The following is a 23,281-nucleotide window of genomic DNA, read 5'->3' as shown; positions in this document are numbered from 1 at the left end:
TCCTCTCCTTCTTAAATATCATTTTAAGCTTTACGCCCCGTCCGGCTCATAATTTCAAGAATTACCTTCTCTGTTTTTTCCATTCCCGGGGAAGCGATGCACCCCATATTGTACATTGTTTCCTCAGGGGTCTTCCCATTTATTCCATGCATATTCTCAATGCAGATTCCCTGAATGGCCATCTCCACCGCCCTAAATGCCGCATCCACAGCTACAATCCCCTTCATCGCACATCCTTGATTGCCGCCGTCGCATATCATTCCCGTCAGGCCGGATGCCATATTTTGAATTACCATGATAAGCTCACGCTCAGACGCGTCTCTCATAAAAGCAAGACCGCATGCCATTCCGGTCCCCGCCGCTATCCCACAGCCGCAGAATGCCGATAATTTCCCTGAATACTCTTTGATATACATAGTGATGAGATAACTGAGGGCCGTGGCCCGCAGCAGCTTTTCATCATCTTCCGCGCCTCCCTCAGCTTTATGACAGGCATAAAGCGGCATGGTTGCAATAATGCCGTGGGCACCGCTTCCCGTAATGCTCATGGCCGGCTTATTTAGTCCCATCACCCTTGCTTCAATCGTCCCATTACATAAGAGCTGGGCTGTCTTCTGTGCGTCTTCCGATATTACTCTGTTTCCATTTTCTTTTAAGAGCATGGGGCCGATAGTCATATGTCCGGATTCCAGACCCGCTTTCAATAATTCCATGTTAACAGTATAGGCTTCTCTTATAAACGCTATCTCCTCCACAGGAACCACTCTCACATAGTCCAAAATCTCCCGGAATGTATACTTGTGGATAACCGCTGCTTCTTCCTGCCCTGCCAGCTCCGCTTTAAGCGCCAGAGCATCACGGCTTCCCTCGAGCATCTCCCCATTCTTCTCCACAGCACAAATCCCAGTATGGCTCCCCCGGATGTAGACGGTACAGCAATCCAGTTCTGTTTTAACTGTTGCGTCGATGGTGATGTCCGAGCCGATGTGATCTAACATGACCTCAACGATTCCCTCTTCCACCATACGCTTGGCTATCTTGTTGTCCTCCTCCGTGATATAAGCCAAAGACTGTAGTCCCAGCCCTGCGTCTGCCCCGACCGCTCCAAGCGCCGCCGCATGCAGATTACCATATTCCGATGAATTGGGAATTCCGCAAGTATAGCCGTTTTTGTACATTCCCGAATTTAGGGCAACTTCTACTTTTATAATTTTGCCGGACACATATTCTTTCGCCGAAGCGACTGCATATGCTATCGCTCCCGGCTCCGTCACCCCAAGCGCCGGTTTCATATCTTCTTTGATCAGCCTAGTAAGCTCTTGCATGTACACACCTCTCGTTCATTTGAATTTATTTTTTATCATTTGAATAAAGTGGGCAAGTCAACTTTAACTTGCTAAGTTATGAAAAAGACCCGCAAGCATACTGCCTGCGAGTCTTCCCTCTTCTCTCAAACTTCAAAGTATTAAGCCAATGCTTTCTTAGCAACTTCTGCCATTGTTGTAAATCCAGCAGCGTCGTTAACTGCCATCTCAGCAAGCATTTTTCTGTTCATGTCAACACCGGCTACTTTGAGTCCGTGCATCAACTTGCTGTATGATAATCCATTCATTCTAGCAGCTGCGTTGATACGTGCAATCCATAACTGACGCATCTGACGTTTTCTCTGCTTTCTTCCTGCGTATGCAGATGTGAGCGCTCTCATTACAGACTGTTTTGCAACTCTGTACTGTTTGGAGCGGGCTCCTCTATATCCTTTTGCTAATTTTAAAGTTCTGTTATGTTTCTTTTTAGCGTTCATGCCGCCTTTAATTCTTGCCATTTCTTAATCCTCCTTCTATCTTCTGCCTATCCTACAGATATGGTAATACCTTTTTCATGTTCTTAACGTTTGTAGCATCAGTGATAACTGCATGTCTAAGGTTTCTTTTTCTCTTAGTAGACTTCTTTGTTAAGATATGGCTTTTATAAGCTTTGTTTCTTTTTAACTTACCTGTTCCAGTTTTTTTGAAGCGCTTTGCAGCTGCTCTATTTGTTTTAATTTTTGGCATGATAAATTCCTCCTTATGTTTAATAATTTATTTTTAACGTTTTTCAGTTAAAACCATGCTCAGGCTACGGCCCTCCAGTTTCGGCTGTTTTTCAACAACAGCGACATCACTCAGAAGCTTTGCAAAGTCATCAAGAATGTGTCTGCTCTGATGCATGTGAGCCATCTCTCTTCCCCTGAAGCGAAGAGTCACTTTCACTTTGTTGCCTTTAGAGATAAACTTTTTCGCATTATTTACCTTTGTGTTCAAATCGTTCGTGTCAATATTTGGTGAGAGACGCACTTCTTTTACGTCAACAGTCTTCTGTTTCTTTTTTGCTTCCTTATCTTTTCTAGCAAGCTCATATTTGTATTTACCGTAGTCGATAATCTTACATACAGGCGGCTTTGCTGTAGGAGCAATTTTCACAAGATCCAGCTCCGCTTCCAACGCAAGCTTCATAGCTTCCTTCGTCGGCATAATTCCTAATTGTTCCCCACTCTCACTAACCACACGTACCTCTCTGTCGCGGATTTGTTCGTTGATCATTAAATCGCTAATTGTTGTGCACCTCCATAAAATAAAAAAATAGTGAATAGTTTCAGACTATCCACTTCGTATAAATCAACACAGACTATCTCCTGTTTCAGGATAATAGCTTTGTTTCAATATCTAACCATTAGTCGCCCTATGCGCTAAGGTGAGAGTGGATACTCTTCTTTATTTTTTGCTTCACGCAAGTTATAATTTACCACAGTCAGCCTTTATTGTCAACACTTTTTTCTTGAAATCCTATAGTATTCATGGCATAATGATAATACATTTGTCAAAAAAACACAAGTTTTGAGAGATTATGAGGAGGAATTACATATGAAAGAAAGAAGCAGCTTTTCAAGCAGGCTGGGCTTTGTACTCGCGGCAGCCGGCTCAGCCGTGGGACTGGGAAATATCTGGCGTTTTCCGTATCTGGCAGCAAAATACGGGGGCGGCAGCTTTTTACTGGTCTATCTGATACTGGCGGTCACATTCGGCTTCACACTTATGATTGCGGAGATTGCTATCGGCCGCAAGACAGGTTTGAGCGCCATCGGGGCTTTCAAAGCTCTGGATAAGAGATTCGGGTTTCTGGGAGTTTTGGCTTCCTTTGTACCTATTATAATCTTTCCTTATTATTCTGTAATTGGAGGCTGGGTGACCAAATACCTTGCTTCTTTTATCGGCGGTGAGGTGCAGGCTGCGGCCGGCGACAATTACTTTACTGCTTTTATCTCCCAGACAGGCGGACCAATTCTCTGGTTCAGCCTCTTTTTAGGAATCACTGCTGTCATAGTTATCCTTGGTGTCGAAAAGGGTATTGAAAAAGTGAGTAAGATTATGATGCCGATTCTCGTTCTTCTTACTCTGGTCATCGCAATCTATACCTGTACCATCGACGGAGCAATGGACGGTGTTATTTATTATTTGAAACCTAATTTCAAGAATTTTTCTGTAAAGACCATTCTCGCCGCCATGGGCCAGCTCTTCTATTCTATGTCTCTGGCTATGGGAATCATGGTGACTTACGGCTCTTATATGAAGAAAGAGAACCATCTGGAGGGTGCGGTGCGCCAAATTGAAATCTTTGATACCGGAATCGCTTTCCTCGCAGGTCTTATGATTATTCCCGGTGTCTTCGCCTTCACTGGCGGCGATCAATCTGCTCTCAGCGCAGGTCCGGGACTCATGTTCATCACACTCCCCAAGGTGTTCAACAGCATGCCCATGGGCGGGTTAATTGGAACGGTCTTTTTCCTTCTTGTCCTTCTGGCCGCCCTGACGTCCGCCATCTCATTGATGGAGACCATTGTATCTATTATCATAGATAAATTTCACATAAAACGCCTGAATGCCTGTCTGATTGTGACCGCTTTCTCTTTCCTGCTGGGCCTGCTTCCTTCGCTCGGTTTCGGACTGCTGAGCGACATATCGCTTGGAGAAATGACGATCCTCGATATTATGGACTTTGTAAGCAACAGTGTACTCATGCCTATAGTGGCAATCTTTACTTGCATATTTGTAGGCTTCATAATCAAGCCTAAAGTCATTGCCGACGAAGTCAAAGCAACAGACGGAAAGTTCAAATCGGAAAAGATGTTCAATGTCATGATTAAATGGATTGCCCCATGGTTCTTAGTCGCAATCCTCGTAAGCTCCGTCGCCAATGCGCTCGGCTTCTTCTCCCTGTAAAAACAAAGTGCGGCTGCGAAGCTGCTTTCCTCTGCCCATTGTGCACATCCTCCGAAGGGATTTTTATAACATAGGGGCCGAAGTGTTCTATATTATAAAAATATCCGCGATATCGGAATGATATCGCGGATATTTTATATTCTACTATCTTAACGCTTTTCTCCCATACAGAATACAGCAACTACGCCCGGGCCTGTGTGGCTTCCGATTACCGTTCCTATACAATTGATAAGGATATTGCTGATTCCCATCTTTTCTTTCACGAGCTCTGCCACATACTGTGCGTCTTCCTCGCAGTCGCCGTGGGTAATCATGACGATATCGTTCTCCCAGCCCTTCGACTGTTCTACCGCCATATCCACTATCTTATGCAGTGACTTTTTACGCCCTCTCTCTTTTCCAATTACGCTCAGGGCGCCATTATCGTCCATGTGGATAATAGGTTTGATCTTCACCATAGTACCCACGATAGCTGTCGCTTTGGATACCCTGCCGCCACGGTGAAGATGGAAAAGGTCGTCCACCGTAACATTATGCATAATATGAAGCTTGTTCGCTTCCACCCATTCAGCCACTTCCTCGATTGTCTTCCCTGCCCGCTTTAGCTGCACTGCCTTGTACACGAGAAGTCCCTCGCCCAGACAAGCACAAAGTGTATCTATCGCAATAAGCGTTTGGCCGGGATACTCCTCCCTCAGCTCTTCCATCGCCATTCGTACACTGTTATAACTCCCACTCAGGGCCGATGAGAAACCTAAATAAAGAACATCCTTTCCTTCCTTCAAATATGGAGTAAGTGCCTCTCTGGCCTGCTCTGGATTTATCTGAGATGTAGTAGGCATGGAACCTGCACGAATCTTCACAAAAAATTCTTTACCAGTGAGCCCGCTCATGTCTTCATAAGTCTCTCCATCTATGATATAGGAAAGTGGAATGTATGGTATCCCTAGTTCCTCCGTAACATATTCTTTTGGTAAATCCACGGTGCTGTCTGTAATGATTATGTATTCTTTCATTGCGCAACCCCTCCTATCCTTCTATTTAGTATAGTATAACTCATTTCTGCCAATTACGCAAAATTTTTTTCATTGTCACTACAAATAGCACAGCCGTAGTAAGTACCGATATGATGTCTGCTGCGGGTTCTGCGTAATAGACTCCCATCACCCCGAAAAATCTTGGAAGAATTAAAGCAAGCGGTATCAATAGTATTACCTTGCGCAGAAGTGCGATGAACAGCGACACCTTTGCCTGTCCAAGCGCAATAAATGTGGACTGGCAGGCCATCTGGATTCCAAAAACAGTCATCCCCAGAAAATATATGGGCATCACTCTGTCAGTCACTGCCAGAAGTTCTGCCTTGTCCGTAAAAAGACGGCTGAATATTTCAGGAAACAAAATTGCGATTCCACACAGTACAATAGTGACACTGAGGCACAGGGCTAACATCCGTTTAAAAGTACCGATGACCCTGTCTTTGTTCCCCGCTCCATAGTTATAGCTCAATATAGGCTGTATTCCTTGATTCATCCCCTGTACCGGTATAGAAATGAGCTGCATGACACTGGTCAGTATGGACATGGAGCCGACATATAAGTCTCCACCGTAATTTTTCAGGCTGCTGTTCAGCGTAATCAATACAAGGCTTTCTGTACTCTGCATGATGAACGGCGAAATTCCCAATGCCGCAATATGTTCCACCGTCTTTTTGTCCAACCTGATGAACTGTTTTTTGATGCGGATTACACTCTTTTTCGAAGTCAGAAATCTAACTACCCATATACAGCTCACTGCCTGAGAGATAATCGTCGCCAGCGCCGCCCCGCGCACTCCCATTCCCACGGCAAAAATCAATATCGGGTCTAAAATAATATTAATAACAGCGCCAATCAAAACGGACAGCATCGCTATCTTCGCATTGCCTTGACCGCTGATAAAAGTATTCAGTCCCAGCGCGAACTGCACAAATACGGTACCTATAAGATAGATGCTGATATACTGCTGTGCATATGTAATCGTATTTTCAGTAGCCCCAAAGGCATATAGCACTGGCGTCTTGGCCGCCATAAAGATTACGGTCAATACTACTGAAAATACGAGCAGGAGCGCTGTACAGGTTCCAAGAATCTCCTCCGCCTTGCGGTAATTTTTCTTTCCAAGCTGGATAGAAGCCAAGGGCGCCCCGCCCATTCCGGCAAAAGCGCTGAAGGCTGAAATTATCATCAATATAGGAAACGTAACGCCGACCCCTGTCAGCGCCATGTCCCCATAACCGGCTATGTGGCCGATATAAATCCTGTCTACAATGTTGTAAAGTACGTTGATCAGCTGTGCTGCCACTGCGGGAAGCGCCATGCTCACAATTAATTTTCCAAGCTTTTCTGTTCCAAGCCTTTCATCCTGTCTGTTCTCCATAAATCCCTCTCCTGTTTCATACAGCTATGGTTCCTCTGCCTTATTTCTCTCACAAACTGTATTATAATACCAAAAAATGGGATTCACAATGACAATTTAATTAAGTTTTACATGCAGATAGCTTCTTCCGGAAAGAGTCCTATTGACACACACACTTAGTATTACCAAAATGCATCCTACGACAAATCCAATCCAATTGAATGCCGCAGTCAATATCAACAGCAGCAGCCGCATGAATTTGAGGGCATATCCCAGTTCAAAGTTGGGCTGTGTGTAATTGGCGACGGATACAAATGCCATGTACAGCATGATTTCCGAGTTGAACCAGCCGGATTTCACCGAGAATTCTCCCATTACGATACCGGCGATTACACTGAGCGGAGTGCTCAGCATACTCGGTGTGTTCAAAGCCGCTAACCGCAGGCCGTCAATCGCAAGCTCAAGTATGAGTATCTGAAAAATCAACGGAATATTGACAGTATCTTGAATTGTCACAAACTTGAACATCTCCGGAATCCAATTAGGATTCTGCATAAAGAGCAGAAAAACCGGGGTCATAAATACGGTCAGGAAAGTAATGATTGCTCTTGATATTTTTAAATATAGTGAAGTAAGGGTGGGAAAATAGTAATCATTTGCCTCCTCTATCATATCGAATATGGATGTGGGAAGCACCATGGCCGAGGGCGAGTTATCCACAAGAATAATTACCTTACCCTCCAATAGACAGGCTGCTGCCGTGTCCGGCCGTTCCGTGAATTTAAACTTTGGAAAAGGATTATACCAATTGCGCTTATACAGCGCCTCCGCAAGTGTTTGTTGGTTCATGCGAAGGTCGTCTACTTGGATTTGAGCTAGCTTATCCTGAATTGTCTTCAGCATATCTTTGTCCACTCTGTCCGACATATAACATACCGCCACATCCGTACGTGAACTTTTTCCTATCTCTGTCATCTCCATTACCAGATGTGGATCACGAATCCTCCGGCGCATCATGGCGGTATTAAAGACAATGGTCTCCACAAACCCATCTCTGGAGCCCCGAAGAGATTTATCTTTATCCGGCTCCTCCACGCTTCTGGCCGGATAAGTCCTGCAGTCAATGGCTACACATGCCTCGTAACCGTCAATAAATACACAAGTCACACCGGATAAAATATTTTTTAGTATATCATTAAAATCACCCAGTATATCCACTTCCACATAGGGCACATACCGCTCGGCAAAGCTCGTGGCATCCGCGGGCATATCCTCAGCCTGTACCCCAAAAAAGGAATCCATAATCTTAAGCATTGCTTCATCCTTCGTGAACCCATCTATGAAGTAAAAGGCACTGTCCCTGCCTCCGATAACCATGTTCCTCTGAATAATGTCGAAGCTCTGTTCCACGGGAAGAACATTTGACAAATACATTACATTCTTCTTCAATTCCTTACTGATCGTCTGCTTTTCCATTCCTCGCTCCTCCATATATTAAAATCTGCTATATGAAGTTAGAATGCCCCCCAGACTGTGGAAATATACACAGCCCGGGGGCAAAATGAACAACTTTATTTACTTGTACTTCCAAATCCACCGTCCCTGATACCCTCGGCTTCATCATCCACTGTAATGCCGTATTCCACAAAAATCCCTTGCATAAATCCCGTTCCTCTCGCTATTTCTACGGTCTTTCCTTCTTTCGTGTCATTCGTCAGTTTTGCAAAAATATGGCCCTCATTCTTGGAATAAAAATAGTCACTGTCTATTATCCCCACCGTGTTGTTGAGCTGAAGCCGGTATTTAAAACCAAGACCACTTCTGGGATAACATTTCAGCACCCAATTTTCTTCCATCTCCACCCGGATTCCGGTCGGTATCTTTACCGTCTCCCCCGGCCCGATCACGAAATCATCCGGCGCATAGAAATCATACCCCGCACTCCCTTTCGTCGCGCGCTTCGGCAGCTTTATCTGACTGTACAGCTCCTGTACTTTCTCTTCGTTCACGCCTTCGAACGTATCTTGGAAACCCTCGGCAAATTGTTGCAGGCTCACTTTATGAAACTTGGCAATCCTCTTCATGCAGCTTTACTTCTCCTTTGTCTAATGATTCTTGTACATCAATAACTCTCTGGTTAGAACTCCCCTTCCAGTGAAGGGCCTCGTCTTTCTTCTCTATCTCGAACTCTCCGTCCACCAATACATCAATATATTTGACAATTTCCATATGCCTTACTTCTTCCCACAGAGAACCGGTGTACAGCCAGATTGTTTTTTTCGGATATTTTTCTTTGATTTCCCTCACCAATTCTGTCACATCATAGGCGTTCGCTATGTGCAGCGGGTCTCCACCACTGAAGGTGATGCCGCTGATATAGTCTTTATCCAGCTCGTCAAAAACTTCCTTCTTTGCCGCATCGTCGAAAAACAGGCCTCCGTTCGGGTCCCATGTGATTGGATTGTGGCATTCCTTACAGCAATGGCTGCACCCTGCCACCCAGAGAACAACCCGCAGGCCGTCCCCGTTCAGCATATCATCCTTGGTAATATTATGGTAACGCATTACATACTTTTCCTTTCTGCAATTTCTGCCATCTTGGCATCATTCAGCCGGGTATCCCCCTTCACTCTGGAGTAGGAAAGATAACCATTCATACGCTCTATCTTTGTCAGATTCTTACTTCCGCATACCGGACACACGTCCATGGATAATTCCTCATGCCCACAGTCGTCACAATAAGCGAGAGACAGATTGACTCCTTCATAGAATCCCATATCCATCGCCCTGCGGACTAAAGTTTTGATTGCTTCTTTATTATATCCAATGGGATATTTGACATATTGAATCTTTCCGCCGTTGCTCAAATCCCAGAAACGGTTTTCCAAATCTTGTTTCATAATAGGCGTAATCTCCTCTGACACATGACAGTGGAAACTGTTGCTGACATATTCACGGTCGGATACGTTTTCCACAATTCCGTATTTCTTACGGAACTGCTGCACCTGTACGCCGCAGAGGTTCTCTGCCGGAGTACCGTAAATCGCGTACAGATAACCGTCCTCCTGCTTGAATTCTGTGACTCTCTTGTTAATAAATTCCAATGTCTTCAGCGCGAATTCTCCGTCCTCTGCAATAGATTTTTTGTTGTACAGCTGCTGCAGTTCATTGAGCGCTGTTATGCCGAAGGAAGCCGTAGCCGACTTTAAAAGAGGTTTGATTTTATCATGGAGGTTCAAGTTCCCGCCATAAAAACCGCCTTCACAGTACGCCAGTGGGTTTGTGGACGCACGCATCTCTCCCAGATATTCGTATGTCCTTATATGAAGCTTGCGGATCAGATTCAGATAGTAATCGAGCACTTCAAAGAAATCCTTGTTCTCCTGTCTGGATTTGGCCAGTATCATGGGCAGATGCAGGCTTACCGCGCCAATGTTAAAACGTCCTACAAACACCGGCATATCATTTTCGTCCGCCGGATTCATCCCTCCTCTTTCATACCAAGGAGACAGGAAAGCACGGCAGCCCATGGGACTGATGACCTTTCCGTACCGCTTATACATGCTGGCCACGTATCCTTTTCCGGTGAGGCTCAGCCAATCAGGATACATGGTCTTGGCAGAACAGTCAATCCCTGCCTCGAACAAATCCTCACCCGGCTTGCCCGGGCCATGCAGGTTCTCATCATACAAGAACACCAGCTTCGGAAAAAGTACCGGTTTCTTATGGCCTTCCTTGCCCTGCCCTTTCTTTCTTACATCCAGCATCGTCTTTGTCACCAGCTTTCCATATTTGCTGATGTTGGTTCCGCTTGTGACAGTAATGAACGGGTAATCGCCGCGGCTGGATGATACGGAGTTGAACTTGTACTCCCAGCCTTGAAATCCCTGCTCCATCTCTTTCGTCAAATCGGCCCACGCGATTTTTTCCGCAGCCTCCTGAGACAATCCCAATCCCGTATACTTCTCAAGCAGCTTTTTGTGGGAGCGCTCTGCATAGGGCTCTAATATCTCGTCCACGCTCGGCACTGTAAATCCCCCATACTGCTGGCTGGCAGCGCTGAGCACAATATCTCCAATAACGTCAAACGCCGTATCCAGCGTCTTTGGCTCATTATACCAGAGGTTCCCCATCTCGAACCCTCCGGTCAGTACATTCTTTACATCGAAAAGACAGCAGTTCATCGTGTCTCTTCTTGCAGACATATCATGGATATATATATATCCTTCCCGAATCGCCTGAAGTTCTTCCACCGTCAAAAAGAACTTTTTATACAGCTCTTTATTCAATTCATTGAATATCAAACTTCGCTTTGTAGATACAAGGGCGCTGTCCGTATTACTGTTCTCCTTGTCTCCGATATACATAATCGACTGGCTTTTCCGGTACACTTCATCCAGCATATGTACGAAATCCTGCTTATAATTGCGGTAGTCACGATAACTCTTTGCCACGGCCGGATTCACCTTCTCAAGCGCTCCTTCCACCACATTATGCATCTCAGCAATGGGAATGGCGTCCACGCCCATCTCCTCTACCTTCTCTTCCACAAAGCGGCAGATAAATTCTATGTCTTTCTCACTGAATTTAATCAGCGCGCGGTAAGCCGACTTGTTGACCGCCACCACAACCTTATGTACGTTAAATTCCTCTTCCGTACCATCTTTTTTAATGACCTTAACTTTATTCAGTTCCATATCTGTCTTTCCTCCTTATTTTATCCCAAAAGCCTGCCATTTCCCAAATTATTTGCGCAGAAGCCTAAAAATTCCGCCTTTCGGCGGAGTCTATTATTCTACATTTTGTGTTGTCCCGTCCACTATTTACTACATCATGTAGATACCAATTATATTATCACGTTACCAAATAGCCGTCAATATACCTATTGTAAAAAATCTAATTTCTTAATTATCAAGTCCCTAATGTGAACTAGTAATCATTATACTATCTTCTTTACAAAAAAGCTATTGTTTAAATATCCCGAAATGTATAATACCGTTCTCTTGTCATGTCGTGGAAGTAGCATTCGTTCTCATTGATGACAAGGACATAGACATCATCCCCTGTTAAACTGGCCGGAGGATGATTGCGGTAATAATATGTTCCGTATTTTCGATGGGTCACCTTTTCCAAAATGTGTTCCACTACCTCTTTGATCGTCATTGTGTTCTGCTTTGTCGGTGACCACCTTCTCAGCATATTCCGTATCTGGCTTTTGTTCAGTTTAATCGGCTCAGGGGCATAGACTCTCCCCTCGTACAGCTCACTCCTGCGCATCTCTGCTTTGCGCAAAATCTCATCGAACAAATTCTCATACTTCTCGTACTCAAATCCCAGCTCCAGATAAACTCTCATCTGAAGTACCGCTCCCAGCAGATATTCCGCCTCCGGATCCATCTCATAGTAATCCCTGAGATAACCTATGCTATTCACCAGCGCGTTTTCCCTGCTCATTCCCAGCCTGCCGCAAGTTCCCAGTGCAATCTTGACAGCCTCCATGTCCTCCCTGTACAGTTCAAAATTCATTCTCTCACTTCCTCGCTCTATATTATTATACTTTTCATTATAATAACAGTTACCATGCGTATTTGTAAACCAGTTCAGTCGTATAACATCATTCTAAATTGAGCACTATTAATGGTAAACTAGCTATAAGTAGAATCGAGGGAATCAATTATGAAAAAATCTTTTGGCGACCGGGTACGTGAGGCCCGAAAGAATGCCGGGCTTACTCAGGCAGAGCTTGCTCAGAAAATGAATTTAAGTGAAACTACCATAAGCAGAATCGAAAACGGTTCACAAGTCACCTCTTTTGAGACCATGGTAGAATTTTCAGATGGCCTGAATGTGCATCTGGATTTTTTATTATGTGACTATTTAAGCGGTGTATCTGCCGAGCATGACCCAGTCGTTCAGGAAATATTGGAACTTCTGGCTCCCTTGCCCGATAATTATAGACGGTATGTCAGGGATAATCTCATACATGTGATAGAAGCATTTCCGACTCCCTCCGGAAAGCCCTCGAAGAAAAGCGCCAAACAATCTTAACAGATACAGCCTCCCGATAAATTAATAGAAAATAAAAAGGTGTCATAAAACGTCTGGAATAACAGACATTTTATGACACCATTTAAATTGCATATTACTTTCCAATTAACTGATAATCCTCTTCCCCAATCAGACTATCTCTGAAAGAATTATAGTACGTTACCCAATCCTCATCATTCAAAGCCGATGAATCGTAAGACTGCTCCTTCTTACCATTCCAAAATTCCTTTTCTAAATCTTTCAGATATTTCATAATCGGCAAGTCTTTCTGATACACTACAAATTGATGATTCCAGTACTCCTCCTCACTGTCATACTGAGCTATGATAGCTTCTATTTCGTCGCGGTTCGAGAGGGTTTCAAGCTCTACTTTGCATTGTTCTATATAGTTATGTACTTCTTCGTCCGTAACTTGATAGCCTTCCTGAATAGCCTTATAGTACAACGCCTCCTGTCCAAATACATACTGCTCCGCTTTTTCTCTTGCATCGTCTTCCTTCAAGCCTGCTATGATATAGAATTCAACCGCCTGCTCTATGTCTTCTTTACTGATTATAGTATTTTTGCCTACAGCATAGACATCGCCTTCTCGTGGCTCTGCTTTATAATAATCGTGGAACATTTTCCCGACTTCTGAATGAAGTGTCAACGCATCCTTGGCTGTATCCGCCGATGCACGGGAAGCAAGAGCAAGCAAAAGAGTAAATATTACTGCAATAAATGTCATTCCTATCTTTTTATTTTTCATATCTTAAAACGGTGTCCCCTCCAAATCATACGGCGTCACCTGATATACGTAATAATTAAGCCAATTACTGTATAGATTATTTCCGTGAGCCCGCCAAGTAAGCAGAGGCCTCTGCTCACTGTCGTCCTCTGGATAGTAATTCTCAGGCAGTTCAATAGGAAGGCCCTTGCTTTTATCTCTCTTGTATTCCTGATCCAATGTAATCCGGTCGTATTCCGGATGTCCCATGACAAATATCTGACGCCCGTTCTCTGCCATCACAAGAAAAGCTCCTGCTTTTTCTGATTCAGCCAAAATCATAAGGCGCTTATCTGCACGGATTCTTTCTATCGGTATATCCGTATGTCTGGAATGCGGAGCCATGAACACATCGTCGAATCCTCTGACAAGTGGAATTTTTCGATTCATGACCCTATGCCAAAAGACACCGAACAGCTTAGAGTCCAGCGGTGCCTTATCAATACCATAGTGGTGGTAAAGAGCCGCCTGAGCCCCCCAGCAGAGATGAATGGTCGATGTAACATGAGTCTTCGTCCAGTCCATGATATCTTTCAGCTCATCCCAGTAGTCTACTTCCTCAAAAGGCATCTGCTCTACAGGCGCGCCTGTAATAATAAATCCGTCAAATCTGCGCTCTTTAATTTCATCAAACGTCTCATAAAACCGATTCAGATGACTGAGGGAAGTATTTTTCGACTCGTGGCTTTTTACAGTCACAAACGTCATATCAACCTGCAGCGGTGTATTCGACAAAGACCGAAGGAGCTGAAGCTCTGTATCCTCCTTCAGCGGCATCAGATTCAATAATCCAATCTTGATAGGACGAATATCCTGATGTGTCGCACGGTGCTCATCCATCACAAATATATTTTCTCTTTCCAGTATTTCCTTAACCGGCAAATCATTCTGTACCCGGATCGGCATAATAATTCCCCTTTTCTATTATTCTTTCCAGCTTTTATTTATCTTCATCTTTTTCAGAGCCCTGACGTTCTTCTTCCTCTTTTATAAACTGATGAATGGACTTCTCATCCTCATTTTTAATCTCACTCACAGCTTCAACATCATCGCTTACGAACTGCCCGTCTTCATCCACATAACTCTTCACGCCATAATTCACCGTAGTAAGCGGCAGCTTCTTTCTCTCAAGCATCTGATTCACGATCATCATAATAATATAATAAATGACCGCAAAAGTCGGGACGCCTACAATCATTCCAACGACGCCGAACAGACCGCCTCCCAAAAGGATGGAGAAGACAACCCAAAAGGCCGACAAGCCGGTGGAATCCCCGAGAATCTTCGGGCCAATAATGTTCCCGTCAAGCTGTTGAAGAAACAGGATGAAAATAATAAAATAAATACCCTTTCTTGGGTCTTCCAGTAATATCAGCAGTGCACTCGGTATTGCTCCAATGTAGGGACCAAAGAATGGAATGATATTTGTCACTCCTACTATAACACTGACAAGCAATGTATAAGGCATATTTAAAAGTGTCAGTCCGATAAAACAGAGCACTCCTATAATTGCGGAATCAATTATTTTTCCTATAATAAAACCGCCGAAAATGTCATTGCTCTTTTGGGCCAGATGAAGCATCATGTTGGCATGATTAGTCTTCATAAGTGCATACACAATCTTCTTACACTGAGCCGCAAACAGTTCTTTACTGAAAAGTACGTACACAGAAACAATCAGCCCAATCAGGAAATTGAGGAGTTCGTTGACAATACTGATAACCCCTACGGTAAGATTGGACATCAAAGTGTTCGTCTGGCGGAGCAGGTCGTTGCGAAGCCATGTCTGAAGACTCTCAGTCCCCTGCTCTAAAATATTTTGTATGAACACACGAGTCGTCGTGTCTTTTGACTGAAAATGATTGAACTTATCTACCATCTCGCTCAACTGTCCGGGCAGTGTATAGATTAAGTCACGGATACTTTTATACAATTCTGGTATCAGCATATTACACAGAGCCACAATCAAAACAATCAAAAATAAGATAGCCGTTATGACGCCGATTCCTCTGGACAATTTACGAGCTTTCTTCCTGTCCAGTTTTTTCTCAAGAAGCGGTACAAGGAACCGGTCCACATTTTTCACGATTGGATTCAGCAGATAGGCGATTGCCAGCCCATATATTACAGGCTTGAGTACATTTATGATCTTTGTCACCGCGCCGGATATAGCGTCCAGCCGGAGAAGCGCAAAGTAAAACAGTACACAGGCTACAATGACTAGAAAATAAGTCATCCCCTGACTGAACTGCTGGCGAAGTTTTGACGGTCCTTTATTTCCAAATTTAGGTCTTTTGTCATAATAAGGGGCCGAAGAAGCCTTTTTTTCATCTTTTTCCATTTAAGTCACCTTTTCTCTCATAGTCTTTTTCATTATACCGTCCCAAAGGCTCTAGAGTCAACCATTATAGACTAATCTTAAAAACTATTGCCGGCACGCAAAAAGACACCTGCCGCACAGGTGTCTTTTTTGTCTTTTACTACTTTCCGCAGCATGTGAAGGTTGCACATTCTGTCTGGCTGCATTGGCAGGCCTGACTTCCTTCAACACTGATTTTTCCGGCATGACAGGCACATTCTTCATTGTATTTACATTCCACTGCCTTACAGTCAATTTTACTTGTAGGTGTTGCTTCCCCTGTAACATTGCTGTATGTTCCGCTTTTTCTTTCTTCAAAGCTGTCACAGCATGTCTCCTCTGCTCTTTTAGCGGAGTCTCCTCCTACTTTGATTGCATTCAGGTCACAGTAAAAATTCTTGTTGTGCAAACATGTCTGCACTGTACACTTTAATTCTGGCATACTATTACCTCCTTCTATTTCTGAAATCTGTACTAGTATGCCCAATCCCATTTTCTATTATTCCACAAACGTAGAAAAGGAAGCGGCGCACAGCGCTATTTTTATTCCTTACTTTTTACTTCTCTGACTGTCTTCGCCGCAATTTCCATTTTGATAGCAGCTACAAAGTCACTTAAATTTTTCTGTCCTTCGTCCCCTTCAAATCTACTTCTCACAGACACAAGTCCGTCTTCTTCCTCTTTTGCTCCCACAACAAGCATATAAGGTATTTTCTGCATCTGCGCCTCACGTATCTTATATCCGATTTTTTCGGCGCGTGTATCTATCTCGGCCCGGATTCCGGCGTGCTCCAGCTCAGAAAGAACCTTCTTCCCATATTCCATGTATTTATCAGATATCGGGAGCACTTTTACCTGTACCGGAGCAAGCCATGTCGGGAACGCCCCTGCAAAATGTTCGATCAATATTCCGATAAAACGTTCAATAGAGCCGAACGCTACACGGTGAATCATGATTGGACGATGCTTTTCTCCGTCAGCCCCTGTGTATTCCAAGTTAAATCTAAGAGGAAGCTGGAAATCAAGCTGGATGGTACCACATTGCCATGTCCTTCCGATGGAATCCTCCAAATGGAAGTCTATCTTAGGACCGTAGAACGCACCGTCGCCTTCATTCACAACATAGTTAAGTCCCAGATCATCGAGGGCTCCCTGAAGCGCCGATGTAGCCATTTCCCAGTCTTCATCACTTCCCATACTGTTTTCCGGCCTTGTGGAAAGCTCTACATGGTATTTAAAACCAAACAGACTGTAAACCTCATCGATCAGCCTTGCCACTCCTTTGATTTCATCACGGATTTGTTCCGGCATCATAAAGATATGGGCATCATCCTGTGTAAAGCATCTTACACGCATCAGTCCATGCAGCTGTCCTGATTTTTCATGTCTGTGTACCAGTCCCAGCTCTCCCATGCGTAGCGGCAGGTCTCGGTAAGAGCGCGGTTCTGCTTCATATGCAAGGATTCCCCCCGGACAGTTCATCGGTTTGATAGCAAAATCCTCTTCGTCAATAACCGTTGTATACATATTGTCCTTGTAGTGGTCCCAGTGTCCTGATGTCTCCCAGAGATGACGGCTCAGCATGATTGGTGTTGCAATCTCCACGTATCCATTTCTATGGTGAATCTCTCTCCAGTAATCAAGCAGCTGATTCTTGAGCACCATGCCCTTTGGAAGGAAGAATGGGAATCCCGGACCTTCGTCACGCATCATGAACAGTCCAAGTTCTTTTCCTAATTTTCTATGATCACGCTTCTTGGCTTCCTCTATCATGTGCAGATACTCATCCAATTCTGCCTTTTTAGGGTAGGCAGTTCCATAGATTCTCTGCAGCATCTTATTCTTCTCGCTGCCTCTCCAGTAAGCTCCCGCCAGACTGGTAAGCTTGATTGCCTTTACAGGTTTCGTCGTCATAAGGTGCGGTCCGGCACAAAGGTCAGTGAACTCTCCCTGTGAATAAAAGCTGATAACTTCATCTTCGGGCAGATCTTCAATCAATTCTACTTTATATGGTTCTCCTTTTTCTTTGAAATATGCAATCGCCTCATTCCGCGGCATTGTATATTGTTCAATCGGGAGTGCTTCCTTTACAATCTTTTTCATTTCCGCTTCAATTTTTTCCAAATCTTCCGCTACTAAAGGAACTTCCCTATCAATATCGTAATAGAATCCATCCGCCACAGAAGGCCCGATTGCAAGCTTCGCATCTGGATACAATCTCTTCACTGCCTGTGCCATAATATGTGACGCAGTATGGCGAAAAGCGCCTTTTCCTTTTTCATCATTAAAAGTCAAGATGCTCAATTCACAATCTTCGTCTATTACCGTTCTCAAGTCCACAATTTCACCGTTCACTTCACCTGCCGTGGCAACCCTTGCCAGTCCTTCACTGATATCGGCGGCAATGTCGATGACGGACTTGCTCTGGTCATATTCCTTCACGGAGCCATCTTTCAATGTAATTTTCATATTATCTTCCTCTCTTTCTTTTAGGCTTCCAAGCCTTTTAAAAACATTTCATGATATTGGGGGCATTCTCTCTTCAGAGAGACAGGGCGTCCCTTTTCATTCAAGAAACAGTGTCTGGTAATTCCCCTGCAGTGCACCATGCCGGTGGACTCGTCCACCACCGAATACCCAATGGTAAGTTTAATCCCGTTGTATTCCTTGATTTTGGCTTCTATGACAACAGTGTCGCCAAATTTTACCATCCTTAAATACTCTGCTTCTACAGAAATTACCGGACTAATAATTCCATTCTTCTCCATATCCTCATAAGGCATACCGAGCTGCTCCATATAATCAATTCTAGCCTCTTCAAACCAACGTATATAGTTAGAATGGTGGACCACTTTCATTTGATCTGTCTCATAATACTGCACTTTATGCTGATATGGTCTCATCTCTATTCCCCAATCTTTCTTTTGTTTATCTTCTGTGCCACTTCCGGGTCCGGGTGCTCACCTGACCATCCGGCCTGAGGCATGGTGGCTATGCGGTACATATCCTCCGTGGAAATATCAAATCCGAATACTTCCATATTCTGCTTCATCCTCTCCATAGATGAAGATTTCGGCAGCGGTACAATGCCTCTCTGCACAAGGAACCTCAAGCATATTTGTGCCGGGGACACCTGATATTTCTGCGCCAGTTCAACAAGAAGCGGCTCGTTCAGCACCCGCTGTCTTCCGATGGGGCTCCACGCCTGAAGCAAAATCCCTTTCTCTTCACAGTAGCGCACCCCAGCCTCCTGCATATAGCCCGGATGGAGCTCCAACTGCACAGCCGCCGGTTTTATCTTACAATGTGCAAGAATGTTTTCCAGATGCTGTGGAAGAAAGTTGCTCAATCCAATCGCTTTGATTCTTCCCTCTTGACAAAGCTCTTCCATAGCTCTCCACGTATCTAAGTCTAACTGTTTCCACTCGCTGCAGGAAGCCTCCGGCCTTGGCCAGTGTATCAAATACATATCAAGATAATCCGTCTGAAGACGCTGCAATGTTTCCTCAAACGCCTTTTTCGTCCTGTCATACCCCATCTCCTCTTTCCACATCTTGGAGACCAGAAAGAACTCTTCCCTAGGCAGTCCGCTTTGTCTCACCGCCTCCCCAAGGTAATCTTCCGTTCCATAAAAGGATGCGGTATCAAAATAGCGGTATCCCGCTTCTATCGCAGTCTTTAAAATTTGTATATTATTTCCCTCGGCAGCCTTGTAAGTACCGAAGCCAATACATGGAATCTTAATTCCATTATTCAAGGTGTAACAATCATTGATACTGTTCATGTGTACCTCCTTCCCTCTTATTGCGCCGCTGGTCTTACGGATTGCCAGTGTAGCACAGAAGAGACCTGTGCTACTACAGTCTGCACACGGAGCGCACTTCGATTCCGCTTCGCTCCTTCTCAGTCGTGTGCAGCCTGACAATGCCGCAATAAGCGGGCTTTCGGGTGCAAGCACCCTCCTTCCCTCTTATTGCGCCGCTGGCAATCCTTGCTTCACGCAAAAAGTCCCTTGCAGCTTGGGTTGCTGCAAGGGACGAGTTCTTTTTTAACTCGCGGTTCCACCCCGCTTGTTTCGGGAAATTGTTCCGAAACCACTTCATTTGATGATAACGGTATCAGCCGTGCTGCTTTACAGCCGCTCAGAGGTAGTCTTCAGACGGTTCTGTGATAAGAAGCTTCCAGCCTATGGCTTCTCTCTCTGTATCCTTCCACGCCTTACTCGTCTCGTCAACGCTTTTTATCCATTATATCACGAAGATTTTTTTTGTCAATCTACTTTTGTCTTCTTCCGCTCTGCCCACATTTTAAGCACTCCAAAAAATTCGCGTGTCATGTAATTCACAAACATAATCGGTGCAGTAGGCGCCGCCAAAGCTATCACGTTTTGATAGCCCACTTGTTTTGCAATGCATACCGCACGGTAAATATGAAAGTTGTTCGTCACAATCCCTGTCCTTGCCATACACTCTGTGTCTGGATCTTCTCTCATGATCCGTCCCGAAAAAATCAAATTCTCCCGTGTGGTCGTGGACTTTTCTTCTTTGAGGATTCTGGATGGCTCCACGCCGCAGCGGATTAAGTATTCAGCCATAGCCTGAGCCTCTGTCACATATTCCTCCGGCCCCTGACCACCTGATACGATTACTTTTGTTTTGTCGTGGGTCCTCAGATATAATAACGCTTTGTCAAGGCGCTGCTTCAGTGCATCGGTGAGATGATAGCCGTCGACCTTTGCACCGAGCACAATAATATATTCCGCCTCCCCGGCGCACTTATCCTCTTTCATCCCTGAAAGGATCAAAAGCTCCACAGCAGCAAAAATCAACAACACAATCAGTCCTGCCATCTCCAATCCAGCGGTGACCACTTCAGGAAGCCGTTCCCACCGCCAGCCGAGCAAAAACGATACCACTCCCAAGGCCAGCCAGATTCTAGGGAATTTTGAATCCCATTTTCTTATATAACAGCAAATCGCAAAATAGTAACCTACACAGATTATTCCAAAAATCACCTTATCCCCCTGTTTAAAAAGGAGTGGACATTAAGTCCACTCCTTCCTGCCATACTTATCATAATGCCTAGCAGCTGTTAGTTCTTTCCGCAGCACTTTTTATACTTTTTGCCGCTTCCGCACGGACATGGGTCGTTGGGATATACCTTTTTCTCCACGTGTACGGTACGGGAACTTTTCTGCTCTTTGTAGAGTTCTTTTCTCTTTTCTTCTGAGAAAATCTCCTCCCACTGCGGCAGTTCATACAGCCAGTCTGCTTTTGCATCCACCATATTCTTATAGAGCAGTTCTTTGTCAAACATCAGACTTACTTCCGTGTCTTCATCCATTGTCTCAATCGGGTTAGGCTCTTTCAAACTGTCGTTGATTCCATCCAGAAAACCAGTCATTGTGAATACTTCGATTCCATATTTTTCCGCAAGCTCTTTGACTGTCCCCTTGACTTCTTCATCTGGATTTGTCAAAAGCTTTTCATAGATTTCTTTTTCTATCTGGAAATAAGTTCCCCAAAATTTCTGAAGCTCTCCTTTATCCATCTCTTTGGAATAAGCCGTATCTCTCCACTGTTCCAATAATGTACTCATCTTATAGTTCTCCTTTTTGTTTCTTCTACTTTAGTTAGTATAATGCATTTTCCCCGACTTTGCAAAACATTTTCTTGTAGATTTGCATTTTTCTCTATATAATGTGTATAAAGTACAAATTTATGAGGTGATTAATTTTGAAAAAAACTAAGCGCATTCTCGCCATAATCGGTGTTGTCCTCCTTGTCGCGATGTATGCAAGCACGCTTGTATTTGCTTTTATCGACCACACCAAGTCACAAGGATTTTTAAAGGCCTCCATAGCCTGCACTATCTTAGTTCCTGTGCTCTTATATGCTTATACCATGTTCTATAAGCTTTCTCACAAGGATAACTCTGAGGATAATGACAGTATGCACTAGCCCTGTTGATTAAACATAAAGTTCTGCCACCATCCAGGCAGGACTTTTTTCTTCGCCACCGGCAGCTCCCCGTCTCCAGTCTTCCCTCTCTCTTATCTTCTGCCGTTTCCATAAGTATTCTTCCATAGAAATTGTCTCCTGCCCTGCAGTCTTTTTCTCTTCATGCATATAGAATACCTCCTTTACTGTTCAGTGTATTTTTTATCTCAGAAAGATAAAACCCGACATTTTAATTATATTATGCTTCCCCCACTTATATGCCTGTTTATTTTGCAAATGTAAAATTACTTTCTCTCACGCAACTATGTTTATATCATAATGGATATTTGTGACCTTCCTATGTCAATTTTCTAAAGTTTCCCTGATTCATTTCTTAAGAAAATGTGATTGACAAAAAATACCGTTTTCCACTACACTAGAGATAATATGGTTAAGAAAGGAAGAGATACATGGAGAATTTACAGATACCGGAGAATTACTCTTCTCCGCTTACTATCCGCGAAACAGAAGTCGCAATAAAAGAAGTAAAGGACCATTTTGAGCGCGCCCTTGCCAAATCACTACACCTGACACGTGTCTCCGCCCCACTGTTCGTAAGACCCGAATCAGGTCTTAACGACAATCTGAACGGGGTGGAACGACCGGTCTCCTTCGGTGTAAAGGAGCAGAACGACAGGGAGGTAGAGATTGTCCACTCTCTGGCAAAATGGAAACGCTACGCACTTAAACGCTACGAATTTCATTCCGGCGAGGGACTTTACACTGACATGAGCGCCATTCGTCGTGACGAGGATACCGATAATATCCACTCCATATATGTGGACCAGTGGGATTGGGAGAAGGTCATTTCCAAGGAAGAGCGCAACATGGAGACTCTGGAATATACCGTGAACAAAGTGTACAGCGCCTTGAAGGAGACCGAACAGTTCATGGCAAGACGCTACAATTACATAGAGGCCTTCCTGCCCGATGAGATTACTTTTATCACCGCTCAGGAACTGGAGACCATGTATCCGGACAAAACACCGAAAGAACGTGAGTACCGGTTTGCCAAGGCAAAAGGAGCCATCTTCATCAAACAGATCGGCAAGACACTGGCTTCCGGCGAAAAGCACGACGGACGTGCGCCGGACTATGACGACTGGGAGCTGAACGGTGACATCATCGTCTACTATCCGGTTCTGGATATCGCCCTTGAACTTTCCTCCATGGGAATCCGGGTAGATGAGGAAGCGCTTCTGCGCCAACTAAAAGCTGCCGGATGTGAAGACCGGATAGAACTTGATTTTCAAAAAGCACTCCTTGCTGGGGAACTGCCTTATACAGTGGGCGGCGGTATCGGCCAGTCACGTATCTGTATGTACTATTTAAGAAAAGCACATATCGGGGAAGTCCAATCCTCCGTATGGCCAGAAGAGATACTAGAGTATGCGGCTGCTCATAACCTCAACCTGCTGTAACAGATATATTTTCACACCACTTATTTAAAAATATAACC

At 44.3% G+C, this 23,281-nt stretch carries 25 protein-coding genes and 1 other annotated feature; of the genes, 4 read left to right on the top strand and 21 right to left on the bottom strand.

Annotated features, from left to right (window positions below; genetic code table 11):
* Positions 1-23 precede the first annotated feature (23 nt).
* The 4 genes from BN6465_RS02960 to infC form a co-directional block, all read right to left on the bottom strand.
* Positions 24-1,325 (bottom strand): L-cysteine desulfidase family protein, encoded by a 1,302-nt coding sequence (locus tag BN6465_RS02960; RefSeq protein WP_066731558.1) that lies wholly within the window; start codon positions 1,323-1,325, stop codon positions 24-26.
* A 140-nt stretch (positions 1,326-1,465) separates the two neighbouring features.
* On the bottom strand, positions 1,466-1,822 hold the full coding sequence (gene rplT, locus BN6465_RS02955) for a 50S ribosomal protein L20 (protein WP_066731557.1): 357 nt from the start codon (positions 1,820-1,822) through the stop codon (positions 1,466-1,468).
* Positions 1,823-1,853: 31 nt separating this feature from the next.
* Positions 1,854-2,051 carry a 50S ribosomal protein L35 gene (rpmI, locus tag BN6465_RS02950; RefSeq protein ID WP_066731556.1) on the bottom strand — a complete coding sequence of 66 codons (198 nt, stop codon included), beginning with the start codon at positions 2,049-2,051 and terminating at the stop codon, positions 1,854-1,856.
* 33 nt (positions 2,052-2,084) lie between these two features.
* A complete protein-coding gene (gene infC / locus BN6465_RS02945; protein ID WP_066731555.1) occupies positions 2,085-2,579 on the bottom strand; it encodes a translation initiation factor IF-3 in 495 nt (164 codons plus the stop codon).
* Positions 2,580-2,900: 321 nt separating this feature from the next.
* Between infC and BN6465_RS02940 the strand changes: the two genes are divergently transcribed.
* Positions 2,901-4,256, top strand: a complete 1,356-nt coding sequence (locus BN6465_RS02940) for a sodium-dependent transporter (RefSeq protein ID WP_066731554.1) — start codon at positions 2,901-2,903, stop codon at positions 4,254-4,256.
* A gap of 149 nt (positions 4,257-4,405) precedes the next feature.
* On the opposite strand, the gene BN6465_RS02935 is transcribed toward BN6465_RS02940, so the two are convergent.
* From BN6465_RS02935 to BN6465_RS02905, 7 genes are all read right to left on the bottom strand, one after another.
* Complete coding sequence (locus tag BN6465_RS02935; RefSeq protein ID WP_066731553.1) at positions 4,406-5,272, bottom strand: DegV family protein; 867 nt, start codon at positions 5,270-5,272, stop codon at positions 4,406-4,408.
* A gap of 40 nt (positions 5,273-5,312) precedes the next feature.
* A complete protein-coding gene (locus tag BN6465_RS02930; protein WP_066731551.1) occupies positions 5,313-6,671 on the bottom strand; it encodes an MATE family efflux transporter in 1,359 nt (452 codons plus the stop codon).
* A gap of 96 nt (positions 6,672-6,767) precedes the next feature.
* Positions 6,768-8,126: a spore germination protein gene (locus BN6465_RS02925; protein WP_330384732.1), complete on the bottom strand. Its 1,359-nt coding sequence runs from the start codon at positions 8,124-8,126 to the stop codon at positions 6,768-6,770.
* A 95-nt stretch (positions 8,127-8,221) separates the two neighbouring features.
* Positions 8,222-8,734, bottom strand: a complete 513-nt coding sequence (locus tag BN6465_RS02920) for a dCTP deaminase/dUTPase family protein (RefSeq protein ID WP_066731547.1) — start codon at positions 8,732-8,734, stop codon at positions 8,222-8,224.
* Positions 8,709-9,215, bottom strand: a complete 507-nt coding sequence (gene nrdG, locus BN6465_RS02915; RefSeq protein ID WP_066731545.1) for an anaerobic ribonucleoside-triphosphate reductase activating protein — start codon at positions 9,213-9,215, stop codon at positions 8,709-8,711. Before nrdG ends, BN6465_RS02920 begins: the two co-directional genes overlap by 26 nt.
* Positions 9,215-11,347: an anaerobic ribonucleoside-triphosphate reductase gene (gene nrdD, locus BN6465_RS02910; protein WP_066731543.1), complete on the bottom strand. Its 2,133-nt coding sequence runs from the start codon at positions 11,345-11,347 to the stop codon at positions 9,215-9,217. The genes nrdG and nrdD overlap by 1 nt, the downstream gene beginning before the upstream one ends.
* Before the next feature lie 274 nt (positions 11,348-11,621).
* Complete coding sequence (locus BN6465_RS02905; RefSeq protein ID WP_066731541.1) at positions 11,622-12,176, bottom strand: hypothetical protein; 555 nt, start codon at positions 12,174-12,176, stop codon at positions 11,622-11,624.
* Positions 12,177-12,326: 150 nt separating this feature from the next.
* Here BN6465_RS02905 and BN6465_RS02900 point away from each other — a divergent pair, with 150 nt between their 5' ends.
* Positions 12,327-12,698 (top strand): helix-turn-helix domain-containing protein, encoded by a 372-nt coding sequence (locus BN6465_RS02900; protein ID WP_066731539.1) that lies wholly within the window; start codon positions 12,327-12,329, stop codon positions 12,696-12,698.
* A gap of 94 nt (positions 12,699-12,792) precedes the next feature.
* On the opposite strand, the gene BN6465_RS02895 is transcribed toward BN6465_RS02900, so the two are convergent.
* The 9 genes from BN6465_RS02895 to BN6465_RS02855 all read right to left on the bottom strand — a co-directional run bounded on the left by BN6465_RS02895 (position 12,793) and on the right by BN6465_RS02855 (position 21,421).
* A complete protein-coding gene (locus tag BN6465_RS02895; RefSeq protein WP_066731538.1) occupies positions 12,793-13,446 on the bottom strand; it encodes a hypothetical protein in 654 nt (217 codons plus the stop codon).
* A gap of 3 nt (positions 13,447-13,449) precedes the next feature.
* Positions 13,450-14,370 (bottom strand): homoserine O-acetyltransferase MetA, encoded by a 921-nt coding sequence (gene metA / locus BN6465_RS02890; RefSeq protein WP_066731537.1) that lies wholly within the window; start codon positions 14,368-14,370, stop codon positions 13,450-13,452.
* A gap of 34 nt (positions 14,371-14,404) precedes the next feature.
* Complete coding sequence (locus BN6465_RS02885; RefSeq protein WP_066731536.1) at positions 14,405-15,805, bottom strand: AI-2E family transporter; 1,401 nt, start codon at positions 15,803-15,805, stop codon at positions 14,405-14,407.
* Positions 15,806-15,944: 139 nt separating this feature from the next.
* Positions 15,945-16,265: a DUF1540 domain-containing protein gene (locus BN6465_RS02880; protein ID WP_066731534.1), complete on the bottom strand. Its 321-nt coding sequence runs from the start codon at positions 16,263-16,265 to the stop codon at positions 15,945-15,947.
* 101 nt (positions 16,266-16,366) lie between these two features.
* Positions 16,367-18,292, bottom strand: coding sequence for a threonine--tRNA ligase (gene thrS, locus BN6465_RS02875; RefSeq protein ID WP_066731531.1), 1,926 nt, complete (start codon positions 18,290-18,292; stop codon positions 16,367-16,369).
* 20 nt (positions 18,293-18,312) lie between these two features.
* On the bottom strand, positions 18,313-18,726 hold the full coding sequence (locus tag BN6465_RS02870; protein ID WP_066731529.1) for an acyl-CoA thioesterase: 414 nt from the start codon (positions 18,724-18,726) through the stop codon (positions 18,313-18,315).
* 2 nt (positions 18,727-18,728) lie between these two features.
* On the bottom strand, positions 18,729-19,607 hold the full coding sequence (locus BN6465_RS02865; protein WP_066731527.1) for an aldo/keto reductase: 879 nt from the start codon (positions 19,605-19,607) through the stop codon (positions 18,729-18,731).
* 245 nt (positions 19,608-19,852) lie between these two features.
* Positions 19,853-20,066 (bottom strand) — a binding site (T-box leader).
* A 27-nt stretch (positions 20,067-20,093) separates the two neighbouring features.
* Entirely contained in the window at positions 20,094-20,837 is a 744-nt protein-coding gene (locus BN6465_RS02860; protein WP_066731525.1) for a YdcF family protein, read from the bottom strand.
* Positions 20,838-20,914: 77 nt separating this feature from the next.
* Positions 20,915-21,421 (bottom strand): SEC-C metal-binding domain-containing protein, encoded by a 507-nt coding sequence (locus BN6465_RS02855; RefSeq protein WP_066731523.1) that lies wholly within the window; start codon positions 21,419-21,421, stop codon positions 20,915-20,917.
* A gap of 137 nt (positions 21,422-21,558) precedes the next feature.
* On the opposite strand from BN6465_RS02855, the gene BN6465_RS02850 reads away from it, so the two are divergent.
* A complete protein-coding gene (locus BN6465_RS02850) occupies positions 21,559-21,783 on the top strand; it encodes a hypothetical protein (RefSeq protein WP_066731522.1) in 225 nt (74 codons plus the stop codon).
* A gap of 9 nt (positions 21,784-21,792) precedes the next feature.
* Here BN6465_RS02850 and BN6465_RS20910 read toward each other — a convergent pair whose 3' ends face one another.
* A complete protein-coding gene (locus tag BN6465_RS20910) occupies positions 21,793-21,951 on the bottom strand; it encodes a hypothetical protein (protein ID WP_199882785.1) in 159 nt (52 codons plus the stop codon).
* 281 nt (positions 21,952-22,232) lie between these two features.
* Here BN6465_RS20910 and asnA point away from each other — a divergent pair, with 281 nt between their 5' ends.
* Positions 22,233-23,243, top strand: a complete 1,011-nt coding sequence (gene asnA, locus BN6465_RS02845; RefSeq protein ID WP_066731520.1) for an aspartate--ammonia ligase — start codon at positions 22,233-22,235, stop codon at positions 23,241-23,243.
* Positions 23,244-23,281 lie beyond the last annotated feature (38 nt).

The sequence above is a fragment of the Bariatricus massiliensis genome (assembly GCF_900086725.1).
Classification (GTDB): domain Bacteria; phylum Bacillota; class Clostridia; order Lachnospirales; family Lachnospiraceae; genus Allocoprococcus; species Allocoprococcus massiliensis.
Note: the sequence above shows the minus strand (reverse complement) of the source record. Positions and strands in the feature narration are given on the sequence as shown.

Coding starts and splice junctions, on each gene's coding strand:
- BN6465_RS02925 (WP_330384732.1), bottom strand. CDS start 8,126: ATGGAAAAGCAGACGATCAGTAAGGAATTGAAGAAGAATGTAATGTAT.
- BN6465_RS02880 (WP_066731534.1), bottom strand. CDS start 16,265: ATGCCAGAATTAAAGTGTACAGTGCAGACATGTTTGCACAACAAGAAT.
- BN6465_RS02960 (WP_066731558.1), bottom strand. CDS start 1,325: ATGCAAGAGCTTACTAGGCTGATCAAAGAAGATATGAAACCGGCGCTT.
- BN6465_RS02885 (WP_066731536.1), bottom strand. CDS start 15,805: ATGGAAAAAGATGAAAAAAAGGCTTCTTCGGCCCCTTATTATGACAAA.
- BN6465_RS02905 (WP_066731541.1), bottom strand. CDS start 12,176: ATGAATTTTGAACTGTACAGGGAGGACATGGAGGCTGTCAAGATTGCA.
- metA (WP_066731537.1), bottom strand. CDS start 14,370: ATGCCGATCCGGGTACAGAATGATTTGCCGGTTAAGGAAATACTGGAA.
- infC (WP_066731555.1), bottom strand. CDS start 2,579: ATGATCAACGAACAAATCCGCGACAGAGAGGTACGTGTGGTTAGTGAG.
- BN6465_RS02855 (WP_066731523.1), bottom strand. CDS start 21,421: ATGAGTACATTATTGGAACAGTGGAGAGATACGGCTTATTCCAAAGAG.
- BN6465_RS02920 (WP_066731547.1), bottom strand. CDS start 8,734: ATGAAGAGGATTGCCAAGTTTCATAAAGTGAGCCTGCAACAATTTGCC.
- nrdD (WP_066731543.1), bottom strand. CDS start 11,347: ATGGAACTGAATAAAGTTAAGGTCATTAAAAAAGATGGTACGGAAGAG.
- asnA (WP_066731520.1), top strand. CDS start 22,233: ATGGAGAATTTACAGATACCGGAGAATTACTCTTCTCCGCTTACTATC.
- rplT (WP_066731557.1), bottom strand. CDS start 1,822: ATGGCAAGAATTAAAGGCGGCATGAACGCTAAAAAGAAACATAACAGA.
- BN6465_RS02865 (WP_066731527.1), bottom strand. CDS start 19,607: ATGAACAGTATCAATGATTGTTACACCTTGAATAATGGAATTAAGATT.
- thrS (WP_066731531.1), bottom strand. CDS start 18,292: ATGAAAATTACATTGAAAGATGGCTCCGTGAAGGAATATGACCAGAGC.
- nrdG (WP_066731545.1), bottom strand. CDS start 9,215: ATGCGTTACCATAATATTACCAAGGATGATATGCTGAACGGGGACGGC.
- rpmI (WP_066731556.1), bottom strand. CDS start 2,051: ATGCCAAAAATTAAAACAAATAGAGCAGCTGCAAAGCGCTTCAAAAAA.
- BN6465_RS02935 (WP_066731553.1), bottom strand. CDS start 5,272: ATGAAAGAATACATAATCATTACAGACAGCACCGTGGATTTACCAAAA.
- BN6465_RS02940 (WP_066731554.1), top strand. CDS start 2,901: ATGAAAGAAAGAAGCAGCTTTTCAAGCAGGCTGGGCTTTGTACTCGCG.
- BN6465_RS02900 (WP_066731539.1), top strand. CDS start 12,327: ATGAAAAAATCTTTTGGCGACCGGGTACGTGAGGCCCGAAAGAATGCC.
- BN6465_RS02895 (WP_066731538.1), bottom strand. CDS start 13,446: ATGAAAAATAAAAAGATAGGAATGACATTTATTGCAGTAATATTTACT.
- BN6465_RS02930 (WP_066731551.1), bottom strand. CDS start 6,671: ATGGAGAACAGACAGGATGAAAGGCTTGGAACAGAAAAGCTTGGAAAA.
- BN6465_RS20910 (WP_199882785.1), bottom strand. CDS start 21,951: ATGCATGAAGAGAAAAAGACTGCAGGGCAGGAGACAATTTCTATGGAA.
- BN6465_RS02870 (WP_066731529.1), bottom strand. CDS start 18,726: ATGAGACCATATCAGCATAAAGTGCAGTATTATGAGACAGATCAAATG.